General features: G+C 64.3%; 11 protein-coding genes. 4 read left to right on the top strand and 7 right to left on the bottom strand.

Annotated elements, in window-relative coordinates; translation table 11 throughout:
- Positions 1-13: 13 nt before the first annotated feature.
- The gene (locus tag IB236_RS02400; RefSeq protein WP_370539871.1) at positions 14-958 is read right to left on the bottom strand and encodes a DMT family transporter; all 945 of its coding nucleotides are present in this window, start codon (positions 956-958) and stop codon (positions 14-16) included.
- Between the two features lie 135 nt (positions 959-1093).
- Between IB236_RS02400 and IB236_RS02395 the strand changes: the two genes are divergently transcribed.
- Positions 1094-1975, top strand: coding sequence for a LysR family transcriptional regulator (locus IB236_RS02395; RefSeq protein ID WP_121943448.1), 882 nt, complete (start codon positions 1094-1096; stop codon positions 1973-1975).
- A 38-nt stretch (positions 1976-2013) separates the two neighbouring features.
- Here the strand turns inward: IB236_RS02395 and IB236_RS02390 are convergent, their stop codons facing one another.
- From IB236_RS02390 to IB236_RS02370, 5 genes are all read right to left on the bottom strand, one after another.
- Complete coding sequence (locus tag IB236_RS02390; protein WP_192418622.1) at positions 2014-3699, bottom strand: thiamine pyrophosphate-binding protein; 1686 nt, start codon at positions 3697-3699, stop codon at positions 2014-2016.
- Positions 3700-3722: 23 nt separating this feature from the next.
- On the bottom strand, positions 3723-4949 hold the full coding sequence (locus tag IB236_RS02385; protein ID WP_099729670.1) for a pyridoxal phosphate-dependent aminotransferase: 1227 nt from the start codon (positions 4947-4949) through the stop codon (positions 3723-3725).
- A complete protein-coding gene (locus IB236_RS02380) occupies positions 4946-5863 on the bottom strand; it encodes an amino acid ABC transporter substrate-binding protein (protein WP_056061287.1) in 918 nt (305 codons plus the stop codon). The genes IB236_RS02385 and IB236_RS02380 overlap by 4 nt, the downstream gene beginning before the upstream one ends.
- A 74-nt stretch (positions 5864-5937) precedes the next feature.
- Positions 5938-7134: an FAD-binding oxidoreductase gene (locus IB236_RS02375; RefSeq protein WP_099729669.1), complete on the bottom strand. Its 1197-nt coding sequence runs from the start codon at positions 7132-7134 to the stop codon at positions 5938-5940.
- Positions 7135-7157: 23 nt separating this feature from the next.
- Positions 7158-8693, bottom strand: a complete 1536-nt coding sequence (locus tag IB236_RS02370) for an aldehyde dehydrogenase family protein (protein WP_099729668.1) — start codon at positions 8691-8693, stop codon at positions 7158-7160.
- Here IB236_RS02370 and IB236_RS02365 point away from each other — a divergent pair.
- A complete protein-coding gene (locus IB236_RS02365; protein WP_192418620.1) occupies positions 8692-8832 on the top strand; it encodes a hypothetical protein in 141 nt (46 codons plus the stop codon). The two genes, IB236_RS02370 and IB236_RS02365, sit on opposite strands and share 2 nt — an antisense overlap.
- 118 nt (positions 8833-8950) lie before the next feature.
- A complete protein-coding gene (locus IB236_RS02360; RefSeq protein WP_192418618.1) occupies positions 8951-9862 on the top strand; it encodes a LysR family transcriptional regulator in 912 nt (303 codons plus the stop codon).
- Between the two features lie 254 nt (positions 9863-10116).
- Here the strand turns inward: IB236_RS02360 and IB236_RS02355 are convergent, their stop codons facing one another.
- The gene (locus IB236_RS02355; RefSeq protein ID WP_225580906.1) at positions 10117-10482 is read right to left on the bottom strand and encodes a YcxB family protein; all 366 of its coding nucleotides are present in this window, start codon (positions 10480-10482) and stop codon (positions 10117-10119) included.
- A gap of 766 nt (positions 10483-11248) precedes the next feature.
- Between IB236_RS02355 and IB236_RS02350 the strand changes: the two genes are divergently transcribed.
- Positions 11249-11608 (top strand): hypothetical protein, encoded by a 360-nt coding sequence (locus IB236_RS02350; protein ID WP_192418614.1) that lies wholly within the window; start codon positions 11249-11251, stop codon positions 11606-11608.
- The last annotated feature ends 526 nt before the right edge of the window (positions 11609-12134 follow it).

Here is a 12134-nt window from a genome sequence, read left to right as displayed (position 1 = left end):
TAGCAGATGTGGGCTATGGACCTCGCCCAAGCTTCTGACCAAAACCCATAGAAATCAGCATCAGCACCACCCCCCCCAGCTGCCAACCGCCCAAGGTGTGCTGAAAGTACAACCAGTCCACCACGATGGCGACCGTGGGGTAAGCAAATTGCAATACCGCCACCCGGGCCGTCGCCAGGCGGGCCATGCCTGCGTACATCAAGGTATACGCCAAGCCGGTGTGGATCAGCCCCAACCCACCCAGCCATGCCCAGGAGACTCCCCAGGCAGGCCAACCGTGTCCCACGGGGGCCACCCACAGCACGGCCGCACCCAGCGCACATTGCCACCACGCGAGGGTCCCCAGCGGCAGCACCCCCAAGCGTTTGGCGACCACGGTGACGGTGGCTGTGCACAGCGCACCGATCAGGCACAGGCCCACGCCCACCCAGTAGCCTGGCGCGTGGCTACCGCGCGATGGAGCCACCCCCTCCGCAACCCCCGTGGCCAGGACCAACCCCACCATGGCGACCAGCACCGACACCACGCGCTGCCGGGGCACGGACTCTTTCAACCACCAAGCCCCCAGCAGCAACACCCACAGCGGTTGCACATGGAACAGCACCACCGCCACCCCGGTGGGCACCTGCTGGATCGCGGTGAAAAACAGCCACCAGCTCGCCAACATGAGCCCACTGAGCAGCAACACCCACGGCAAAGCAGCCCAGCCCACCCAGAGCCCCCGCCGAAGTCCCGACCATGACCGGTTGCGCCAGGCCATCCACAACGTGAGCCCAATGAGGCCAAACGCGCACCGGAACCACGTCACTGTCAACGGCGCCGCCTGCGCCTCGTGCACAAACACGCCGATGGTGCCCAGCAGCGCGTTGCCCAGCACGAAGGCGACCCAGCCATCCAGCCGGCGGGCATCCGGCAGCACGTGGGCAACGGCCACAGGTGAAGCGGACGCTGGAACCACGGGTGCGGATGTGCCGGAAACGGTAGAGGAAGACTGCTGCATGCCCGCAGTGTGGCTGCCAGCCTTTGCAATCCAAAGCGCATAATTTATAAACCAACCATTCGATCATCGAATACATCATCACTGGGATAGTCCATGAGCTACCGCGATTTGCAATTCGATTGGCTTCAGTGCCTGGTGGCTGTGGTGGATGCAGGCTCGCTCTCCGGCGCGGCGGCCGAGGTGCACCGGTCCCAGTCGGCGGTCAGCATGCAGCTCAAGAAGCTCGAAGACGCTGTAGGCCACCGACTGCTGGAGCGCGATGCCCGCAAGCAGCACCTCACGCCCGAGGGTGAAACCCTGCTGGGCTATGCGCGCCGCATTCTGGAACTGCACGCAGAAGCGCACGACGCACTGAACGGCGACGCCCTCACAGGCCGGGTGCGGCTGGGGGTGCCGGATGACTACGCAGCGCGCTACCTCACGCCTGTGCTCAAGCGCTTTGCGCCCCGTCACAGTGCGGTGGAGATTGAGCTGGACTGCGAGCAGTCCACCGCACTCATCCCGCGTGTGGCCAATGGCGACCTGGACCTGGCCCTGATCTCGCGCGACCACGCACGCCGGGGCACGCTGCTGTTCCATGAGCCCATGGTGTGGGTGGGGTCGGCGCAGTTCGAGTTGTGGAGGCGTGACCCGCTGCCGATTGCGGTGTACGAATCGGCCAGCCTGGCGCGGCGCGGCGCCATCCACGCGCTGGCGCAGCAGGGGCGCCGCTACAAGGTGGTCTATCACAGCTCCAGCCTGGCCGGGCAAATTGCAGCGGTGGAAAGCGGCCTGGCCGTGGCCGCCCTCACCCACTGCAGCGTGCCACCGCAGCTGCAGGTGCTCGGCACCGAGCAAGGCCTGGGGCCGCTGGCCCCTATGGAGGTGGCCGTGTACCGCAGCCGCGCGTCACGCGGCTCCAAGGCGGTGGACAGCCTGCAGAACCTGCTGGTGCAGACCCTGCGGCAGTCGGGCGGCGCCCGCGTGACCGGCTGAGCGACAGAGCGCCTAAGAGCCTAAGTACGAGATGGGGCCTATTTTCTGGAGAGTGCTGCGCTGCGAATGCCCTGCAGCGTGCCGGTGGGCGTGATCGCCTCGGGATCGATCAGGCAGTGCAGCACGCTGGGCAGACCGCTGGCGCGGGCGCGGGCAAGAGCCGGAGCAAAGTCTTCGGTACGCTCCACCCGCTCGCCATGGCCGCCAAAGGCCTGGGCGTAGGCCTTGAAGTCAGGATTCTTGAGCTGCGTGGCGCTGATGCGCCCGGGGTATTCGCGCTCCTGGTGCATGCGGATGGTACCGTACATGGCGTTGTCCAGCAGCACCACGATGATGGGCAGGCCGTACTGCACGGCGGTCGCAAATTCCTGGCCATGCATCAAAAAGTCGCCATCGCCCGCAAAGATCACCACCTCGCGCTGCGGCCACAAGCGCTTGCCGCCCACACCCGCGGGCAGGCCGTAGCCCATCGACCCGCTGGTGGGCGCGAGCTGGCTCGCGTAGGTGGTGAAGGGCCAGAAGCGGTGAATCCACGTAGCGAAGTTACCCGCGCCGTTGCAGAAGATGGTGTCGGCGGGCAGCACTTCCTTGAGGTGCTGCATCACCTGGCCCATTTGCAGGTTGCCAGGGATGCGGATGGGCGCCGTGTCGCTCCAGGCCAGGTACTCGGCATGGGCCGCTTCAGCGTGCGCCTTCCAGGGCACTGCCGCCGTGGGTCGCACAGAATTCAACGCAGCTGTGAAAGCCTGTGGCGTGGCGTGGATGGCCTGGGTGGGGCGATACAGCTTGCCCAGTTCGTCCGCATCGGCATGCACATGCACCAGGGGCTGCGCGGGCGTTGGGATGTTGAACAACTCGTAGCCCTGCGATGGCACCTCCGACAAGCGACCGCCCACCACCAGCACCAGGTCCGACGCCTTGATGCGCGCCAGCAGCTTGGGGTTGACGCCCAGGCCCAGGTCGCCGCCGTAGCAGGCGTGCGTGGCCGGGAACAGCATCTGGCGGCGGAACGAGCAGTACACGGGAATGGACCACGCTTCGGCAAACGCAGTGAAATCGCGCACCGCCTGCTCAGACCAGCGGCTGCCGCCCAGGATGGCCACGGGATTTTTGGCGGCTTGCAGGCGCTGCGCCAGCTCGGCCATCTGCGCAGTGCCAGGGTGGGTCTCCGCCACCTGGTAGGGCAACGCATCGGCCACGGTGGCGGCCTCGGTCAGCATGTCTTCGGGCAGCGCCACCACCACGGGGCCAGGGCGGCCCGAGGTGGCGACATGGAAAGCGCGCGAGATCAGCTCGGGCACACGGGCTGGGTCGTCAATCTGCACCACCCACTTGGCCATGGTGCCGAACACCGCGCTGTAGTCCAACTCCTGAAATGCCTCGCGCCCCATGGCACCGCGTGCCACCTGGCCCACGAACAGGATCATGGGGGTCGAATCCTGGTGGGCAATGTGCACACCGGCCGACGCGTTGGTGGCGCCGGGCCCACGCGTCACAAAGCAGATGCCGGGCTGGCCGGTGAGCTTGCCCTGCGCCTCGGCCATCATGGCCGCCCCGCCCTCCTGGCGGCATACCGTCACGCCGATGTCGGCATCGTGCAGGGCATCGAGCACGGCCAGGTAGCTTTCGCCGGGCACACAAAAGAGCTGCTTCACACCATGGGTGATGAGCTGCTGCACCAGGATCTGGCCGCCAGTGCGGGGGGTGAGGGAGGTCGTGTTCATATCAACGGTATCGGGTCAGAAATTCAGAACAGGGCCTGGCAGGCGCGCTGGATGCGTGCGCAGGCCTCTTGCAAATCGGCGGTAGATGCTGCGTACGAGATGCGGAAGTATGGCGCCAGCCCCAGCACCCCGCCGGGCACCACGGCCACATGGTGCTCGCGCAGCAGGTAGGCGCAGAAGTCGGCATCGGTGCGCAGCAGCATGCCGCCCGGCGTGGTGCGGCCCAGCACACCTTCGCAGCTGGCAAAGGTGTAGAACGCGCCCTCCGGCACACGGCACCGCAGGCCCGGCGATGCATTGAGCGACGCCACCACCAGGTCACGCCGGTCTTGGAAAGCTTGGCAGCGCTCGCGCACCACGTCTTGCGGCCCCGTCAGCGCCGCCACGGCCGCCGCCTGGCTGATGGACGAAGGGCAGGACGTGGCCTGGCTCTGCACCACGGCCATGGCCGCAATCAGCGCCTTCGGGCCTGCGCCGTAGCCCAGGCGCCAGCCCGTCATGGCATAGGCCTTGGAGACACCGTTCACCGTCAGCGTGCGCTCGCGCAGCGAGGGCAATACGGCGGCGGGCGTGGCAAACGCGCGGCCGTCGTACAGGATGTGTTCGTAGATGTCGTCCGCCAGCAGCCACACCTGCGGATGGCGCTCCACCACTTCCAGCACCGGGCGCAGTTGCTCTGCGCTGTAGGCCGCGCCGCTGGGATTGGAAGGCGAATTGATGAACACCCAGCGCGTGCGCGGCGTGATGGCCGCCTCCAGCTGCTCGGGCGTGATACGAAAGCCGTTGGCTTCGGTGCAGGGCACCACCACGGGTACACCGCCTGCAATCAGCACCATGTCGGCATACGAGGTCCAGTACGGCGCGGGCAGGATCACCTCGTCGCCAGGGTTCACCGAGGCCATCAGCGCGTTGTAGAGGATCTGCTTGGCACCCGCGCCTGCGGTGATCTCGTTGAGCTGAAAGTCCAGCCCGTTGTCGTGCTTGAACTTGTGCTGGATGGCCGCCTTGAGTTCGGCCGTGCCGTCCAGCACCGTGTAGTGCGTCTCCCCCCGCGCCATGGCCTGCTGCGCGGCCTCCAGGATGTGCGCGGGCGTGTCGAAGTCGGGCTCGCCCAGGCCCAGCACGATCACGGGCTGGCCCTGGCGCTTGAGCTGGTTGGCCTCTTGCGTCAGGCGCACGATTTCCGAGACGCCGATGGCGCCGAGGCGGTCGGCCGCGCGGAAGGCCGTGGCGGGGATGGCAGCGTTCATTGCTGGTAGGTCTCCAGGGGCTTGTCGTTGGGGGTGGCGAACAGCTGGCGCAGGGTGGTGCCCAGTGGCAGGTTCAGGCTCATGTTCTTGGGCGGAATGGGGTTCACAAACCACTTGGTGTAGATCTTTTCCATCTCGCCGCTTTGCATCAGCTTGGTCAGCACACCATCCACCGCAGCCTTGAAGGTCGGGTCGTCCTTGCGGAACAGCAGTGCAATCGGCTCGGCGCCCAAGGGCTCGCCCACGATGCGGTAGGCCGAGGGGTCTTTGGAGTTGGCAATCATCCCGGCCAGCAGGTTGTCATCGAGCACAAAAGCGTCGGCGCGGCCTGTTTCGAGCAGCAAGAAGCTCTCATGGTGGTCCTTGCCCAGCACAGTCTTGATGGGCGCGCCACCCAGCGCGCGCTCTTGCTTGCGCAGCAATTGCACGGCGGTGGTGCCGGTGGATGCCGCAATGGTGCGGCCTGCGAGCTGGCTGATGGACTTCAGGTCCGAATCCTTGCGCACCGCCATGCGCACTTCGCTCACATAGGTGGTCACCGCAAACGCCACCTGCTGCTGGCGCGCGGTGTTGTTGGTGGTGGGGCCGCAGCCAATGTCCAGCGTGCCGTTCTGCACCAGCGGCAGCGTGTTTTGCGCCGTCACGGCCATGTATTCGAGCTTGGCGTCGGGCGCGATTTCCTTGAGCACGCGCTCGCACAGCTCCACGTGGTAGCCCACGTATTTTTCGTTGGCGCCCAGCGCGTAGGCCATGGGCGGCGAAGTCTCGCGCACGCCCAGCACGGCCTTGCCCGATGCCTTGATCTTCTCCAGCGTGGGCTGGGTGACCGTCTGCGCCAGCGCGGGGGCCGTGGCCATGCAGGCCAGGGTCAGGCCTGCAGCGAGCGCTGTGAAGGTCTTGCGGGAAATTGCCATGTCGTTGTCTCCGTATGTTTTGTGGTTGGCAGGTTGAGAAAGGGGTGAGGGAAAACTGGCGGTACCAATGGTGCTCAGATGACGTTCTTTTCGAGCAGTGGTGCGTTGCGCGCAATGCGCTCGATGGACAGCGGCGACAGGTCCAGGCTCTGGTAGCCGCCCGTCAACATCCACTCCGCCAGGCCACGCCCCACCGCAGGGCACTGCTGCAGGCCGTGGCCCGAAAATCCGTTGGCAAACACCAGGTTGTCGCACGCCGAGTGCAGGCCCACGATGGCGTTGTGGTCAAAGGTGTTCATCTCGTAATAGCCCGCCCAGGCGCCCTGCATGCGCAGCGCCTCAAAGCCAGGGATGCGCTCGGCCAGCGCGGGCCAGATGTGGTTGTCAAACGCGTCGTACTCGGGCTCCAGCGGGGCAAAGTCGGCGTCGTTGTCTGCGTCGGGTGCAAAGCCGCAGATGAAGCCTTTGCCCTCGGGCCGCAGCCAGATGCCACTGGTGTCGATGAGCAGGGGGCAGCCCGGCAGCGCTGCGGGGCTGGCGAGGTTGAAGACCGTGCGGCGCTTGCCCACAACGGGCAAATCAATTCCCGCCCAGCCCGCAATGGCTGCCGCCCAGGGGCCACCGGCGTTCACGGCGTAGCGGCAAGGCAGCACGGCGCCGCTTTGCAGGCGTACTGCGTTCACATGCAACACGCCGTCGCTGGCCGCAGTGTCCAGCCCCACAGCCTCATCGGCCACATAGCGAACGCCCTGGCTCTGCGCCATTTTGCGCAGCGCCGTCAGCAGCAGGTAGCCATCAAACCAGCCCTCGCCCGACAGGCCCAGCGAGCCCAGCACCACGTCCTGCAGCGCCAGCCACGAGAAGCGCTCGGCCAGCTGCTGCGGGCTGAGCAGCGCCACATCGGCACCGTACTGCTTTTGCAGTGCATGGTTCTCGCGCAGCGTGGCCTCGCCCGCCTGGGTGGCCAGGTACAGGTAGCCGCCTTCGTGCAGACCGATGTCGGGCACATCGCCGTTGCAGGCCAGCAGCGTGCCCACGTTGCGCAAGAAGCCGATGCCAAACGCCGAGATCTGGATGTTGATGTCCGTCGAGAACTGCTGGCGGATGGAGCTGGCTGACAGCGCCGACGATGCACGTGCATAGGTCGGATCGCGCTCGACCACCACCACCTCGCAGCCCGGCTGCTGCAGCGTGAGGAAGTACGCGATGGCACTGCCGATGACACCACCGCCAATGATGACGATGGGGTGTGGGGTCTTAACAATCAACATGAACGGGGCAACCAGCGCGTGGGTTACACATCAAACGTCACGCCCTGCGCCAGCGGCAGTGCTGTGGAGTAGTTGATGGTATTGGTCGCGCGGCGCATGTAGGCCTTCCAGCTGTCCGAGCCCGCTTCGCGGCCACCGCCGGTTTCCTTCTCACCGCCAAACGCGCCGCCAATTTCGGCGCCGCTGGGGCCAATGTTCACATTAGCAATGCCGCAGTCCGAACCCGCTGCCGACATGAACTGTTCGGCCTCGCGCACATTGAGCGTGAAGATGGACGAAGACAGGCCCGCGCCCACTGCGTTGTTCATGGCAATGGCGTCGTCGATGGTGCTGTAGCGCACCACGTACAGGACGGGCGCAAAGGTTTCGTGCAGCGCGGGGCCTTCATGGGCTTTCAGCTCCACCAGCGCGGGGCGCACGTAGTACGCATCGGCACCGCCGATGCCTTCCACGCGGCCACCACCGTGCACCGTGGCACCCAGCGCACGGCTTTGCTCCAGCGCCTTTTGCATGCCGTCAAACGCGGGGCGGTCGATCAGCGGGCCCACCAGCGTGCCAGCGGTGCGCGGGTTGCCCACCTGCACGTTGGCGTACACCTTGGCCAGCTGGGGCACCAGCTGGTCGTAAATGCTTTCGTGCACAAACAGGCGGCGCAGCGTGGTGCAGCGCTGGCCCGCCGTGCCCATGGCGGCAAACGCGATGCCGCGCAGCGCCAGGTTCAGGTCGGCCGTGGGCGCCACGATGGCCGCGTTGTTGCCGCCCAGCTCCAGAATGCCGCGCGCAAACCGCGCTGCCAGGCGCGGACCCACGGCGCGGCCCATGGCGGTGGAGCCGGTGGCTGACAGCACGGGCACGCGGGCGTCATCCACCAGCACCTCGCCAATGTCGCGCTGGCCCACGATCAGCTCCAGCAGGCCTTCGGGTGCGTCGGCACCAAAACGGGCGATGGCACGCTGCGCAATCGCGTGCGTGGCCAGGGCGGTGAGCGGGGTCTTTTCCGACGGCTTCCACACCACCGAATCACCGCATACCAGCGCCAGCGCGGCGTTCCACGACCACACGGCTACCGGGAAGTTGAAGGCCGAAATGACGCCGCACACGCCCAGCGGGTGCCAGGTTTCCATCATGCGGTGGCCGGGGCGCTCGGTGGCAATCGTCAGGCCGTACAGCTGGCGCGACAGGCCCACGGCAAAGTCGCAGATGTCGATCATCTCCTGCACCTCGCCCAGTCCTTCGGACGGGATCTTGCCCGCCTCGATGGTCACCAGCAGGCCGAGGTCCGCCTTGGCGGCGCGCAGCTCTTCGCCCAGCAGGCGCACCAGCTCGCCCCGGCGCGGTGCGGGCACATTGCGCCATGCCAAAAAGGCCGCATGCGCGCGGCCGATGGCAGCGGTGGCATCGGCCGCGCTTTGCTGCGGCACCTGGGCCAGCACCTCGCCCGTGATGGGCGAGCGGGCCGCCAGCGTGCCGCCGGTGTAGGCGGAGCGGGGCACGCCCAGGCGTTGCAGCAGTTGATCGACTTCGGACACAAGGGGGGTGGCGGCAGGGGTGGCAGACATGGCGGCTCGCAAAGGTGAATGGAAGCGAATAGAAGGAAGCAGCGTGGGAGAAAACCGCGCGATCAATGCGCCAATATCCGCCAATCGCGCCGTGCTGGATAGCAAAAAAATGGAACTACTTGATCACGAATCAGCATGAAGTGCCTGAAAATTGCAGAGCTACTAGCGCTTGATGCACTAGCGCCACAGCCCAAAACCATGCACAACCTGACAGAGCCGCTCATTCCCTCTGCGCATGATTGATCCCATTTGCCACCATGACCCTGCTGCGCCGCGCCTTCCTGCCCTCCACCGCCGACCTGCTGGCCTTTGAGGCGGCGGCGCGCCACCAGAGCGTGTCGCGCGCGGCCGAAGAGCTGCACCTCACCCAAAGTGCCGTGTCGCGCCAGATCCGCCAGTTGGAAGAGCAGATCGGCACAGCCCTCTTTCACCGTGTGCGCCAGCGTGTGGTGCTGACCGACGCGGGCCGCGTCTACGCGGCCGACGTGCAAAACGTGCTGCAACAGCTGTCGGCCAGCACACAAAAGGCCATGGCGTTCTCCAGCACCGACGGCCTGCTCAACCTGGCCGTGTTGCCCACCCTGGGCACGCGCTGGCTCATCCCGCGACTGGGCGGCTTCATGGCGCTGCACCCTGAGGCGCTGGTCAACTTCTCGGCCCGCACCGAGCCGTTTGACTTTGCGGGCACACCGTTCGACGCTGCCATCCACTTCGGCACCCCGCACTGGGCAGGCGCCGTGTGCGAATACCTGATGCACGAAGAAACCGTGCCCGTGTGCAGCCCCGCTTACCGCGACCGCCACAACATTCACACACCGCAAGACCTCACGCGCGTGGTGCTGCTGCAGCAAAGCACCCGCCCCACCCAATGGGCCGAATGGTTCGAGCTGGTGGGCGCCCCCACAGCCCTGGCCCTGCGCGGCCCCCAGTCCGAACACTTCGCCATGATTGCGCAGGCTGCCGTGTCGCACCTGGGGGCAGCGCTGCTGCCGCGCTTTTTGATTGAGCAAGAGCTTGCGGCAGGGAGCCTGGTGGAGCTGTCAGACCAGGTGCTGACCAGCACCGATGCGTATTACCTCGTGTACCCAGAGGCGCGGGCGCAGACGCCGCTGGTGACGGCGTTCAGGGATTGGGTGGTGGGGGAATGCGCGGGGCAGCGGCAGGGGTGAGGACCGGGCGCTCACACCGAGCGACAGGGGCATTTCGCCAAGAGGATGAGGCAGGAATCAAAACGGCCTGTAGCGCCATATTGCAAAGCGGCGACAGCTCATCAAAATTGGTACAAGACACCCGATACTTCATGCCCGCACCGGGAGCTTGCGCGAACAGCTATAGGCCAGAAACGGTCTGTGGCAACAGATGAAAGCGGACGCTCAACGTTTGAATTCAGTGGGCGCCGACGGTGGTCCGCTGGAATGAAGGGCTAGGCCGCATTCTTGACGTGGGCTGTGTACTGCTCGAACTGAGCCGCCAGATGACTCATCGCATTGCGCGGAAGGACGAGCGCCTGCATTTCATCGATGAAGAGGTAGTAGTTCGCGTCGTCTTCTTCGAGTGCAAGCACAGCCGACCATGGAACCTCCGTCGTGCCGGTCGCAGAACTTACATGCACCGAGGTAGACGACAGGGAAAGGGTTTGCGGCGAGAGGAAGGCGCCATTGGGCGCCAACATGACCTTGCGAAGCGAGGCTTGAGCCACATATGGCGTTACCACGATTGCGACCAAAGCGACGATAAGCAGAATCGCCACGGTGAGCAGCGGCTGCGAGAGTTCCGGGTACTCGCGCATGACTCGAGCGTACGTGGCACCGGCAAGACCGATGCATAGCCAAACTAGCGCGCGGAGGCCGAACTGTAATGAGAAAGGCCCGGTCTTGCCCCGAAATCTCTTGGCGACCATCTTTTGCAGTCGCATGAAATCGGTGGCGGTGAGCGTAAAGTTTGTCGGCATCGTTGTACGTGTTCAGCCTAACGTGATTTATCCCGCAAAACCTGCGGGATAAACTGGACCGTGCGGGATATTCTGGACACTGATGTCTCCTTGAAGTGGCCTGCAGCATAGGTTTGCAAGGGGTGACCTGTTCAAATTTCCAGGGATAAAAATTCCGTGAAACCCGGCACGCGTCAACTCAGCAAACTATAGCTTGCCGAAGGCAGGCACCAGGATTTCCAACAGCAGCGTGCAGCAAGTCAATGCAGCTTACGGGTGAAGCTTCTGAACGGCGGCTCAGGGCCCGGAGCCGCCAGTGATTACCCTCCCCCAAGACAGTCATTGATTCTTATCGCTTGCTCGCAGTTCAAAACGTGACTGTCGAGAGCTCTGGCTTTGCTAGTCCGCAGGCTATAGTTTGTCTTCATGAATCCTGCGGGGATTGCCGGAATGTTTGTATGGAATGCTGCAACAGCCCCGCACTTGCAAATCCGCGCTCCACTCCGTTTTCAGGAGCAATCAGAGTCCCAAAGTAACTCCTATCGCCCAGCTTGCCCGCAGGTTGTGTGGGGCAAATTGTGCTGGGGCCCAGCTAGGCAGATAAATGAAAGAAATGATTGGGCTAATGTCCAACACCAAATGGAAGAAGCTTTTGTCCCATCTGGCTCAAGCAGATGTGGCTAGCCACTGCATATGGAAATTGCTGGAGTGGGAGAACTCCAGAGAAGGCTTTCTTCCCGCACTAGATTGCCTCACTGAACTAGGTGTCGGTGATTGTGGCGCGGTAACGGGCGGCCCATTTCAATACTCGGAGATTGAGTGGCTGCTCATCCCCGACAAGGCTACAAGGTGGCCCCATGCTCAACCTCAGCATCGGTATGAGCGCCAAGATATAGGTAGAGTTCAGGCGGAAATTGATTCGCTGGGGCAATACCCGTACCGGATCACCTCAGCAGGGTTAGTGGTCAGTGGGTATGCGCCTTAACAAGTCGTTCAACGCCGAAACGCTTCGCGAGCGGCAGTAACTCCAACTTTGAACGTCTGCTTCTCCTTGCCGCAACCGACAGCTCCTGGCCGACAGCCGGTATGGTAGTCACGGCGCTAGGGCCTCACCCCGGCCAACTTAGCCTTCGTTTCATGAATTCCGTTCTACGAGCGTAGCTTGCAACCGTAAGCGTTAGATCTCAATGCGATCCATCCTGAATTTTGCAAGAGCCATCGCGCTCGCGAGCGTCCTCGCAATACTCGTCGCCTGTACTACTGCCGAGCCAGCAGGTGAGTTCAGCACAGCCCTCGGGAAGTTGGTTCGATCCGAGAAGGTCCACGAGGTAGATTTGGCAAACGTACTCCCACTGGACTGGGATGAACTGTTCGCGTTTGGCCCGTACTCGACCCGCGAGAGCAACTGCCGGGTTTTACAACTTGGCTGGCTCAAGTGCCGCATGACACTACCTGCCGAAGTGAATGGGGGTGAATTCGTTCTGGTCTTCCAATCAAACTCTAAAGTCGTG

Source organism: Acidovorax sp. ACV02 (assembly GCF_014851475.1).
Taxonomy (GTDB): Bacteria; Pseudomonadota; Gammaproteobacteria; order Burkholderiales; family Burkholderiaceae_C; genus Acidovorax; species Acidovorax delafieldii.
This window is presented reverse-complemented; position numbering and strand designations above follow the sequence as displayed.

Excerpts from the sequence above, each read along its gene's own strand:
- IB236_RS02395 (WP_121943448.1), top strand. The coding sequence starts at position 1,094 with ATGAGCTACCGCGATTTGCAATTCGATTGGCTTCAGTGCCTGGTGGCT.
- IB236_RS02390 (WP_192418622.1), bottom strand. The coding sequence starts at position 3,699 with ATGAACACGACCTCCCTCACCCCCCGCACTGGCGGCCAGATCCTGGTG.
- IB236_RS02385 (WP_099729670.1), bottom strand. The coding sequence starts at position 4,949 with ATGAACGCTGCCATCCCCGCCACGGCCTTCCGCGCGGCCGACCGCCTC.
- IB236_RS02380 (WP_056061287.1), bottom strand. The coding sequence starts at position 5,863 with ATGGCAATTTCCCGCAAGACCTTCACAGCGCTCGCTGCAGGCCTGACC.
- IB236_RS02375 (WP_099729669.1), bottom strand. The coding sequence starts at position 7,134 with ATGTTGATTGTTAAGACCCCACACCCCATCGTCATCATTGGCGGTGGT.
- IB236_RS02365 (WP_192418620.1), top strand. The coding sequence starts at position 8,692 with ATGGCGGCTCGCAAAGGTGAATGGAAGCGAATAGAAGGAAGCAGCGTG.
- IB236_RS02370 (WP_099729668.1), bottom strand. The coding sequence starts at position 8,693 with ATGTCTGCCACCCCTGCCGCCACCCCCCTTGTGTCCGAAGTCGATCAA.
- IB236_RS02360 (WP_192418618.1), top strand. The coding sequence starts at position 8,951 with ATGACCCTGCTGCGCCGCGCCTTCCTGCCCTCCACCGCCGACCTGCTG.
- IB236_RS02355 (WP_225580906.1), bottom strand. The coding sequence starts at position 10,482 with ATGCGCGAGTACCCGGAACTCTCGCAGCCGCTGCTCACCGTGGCGATT.
- IB236_RS02350 (WP_192418614.1), top strand. The coding sequence starts at position 11,249 with ATGTCCAACACCAAATGGAAGAAGCTTTTGTCCCATCTGGCTCAAGCA.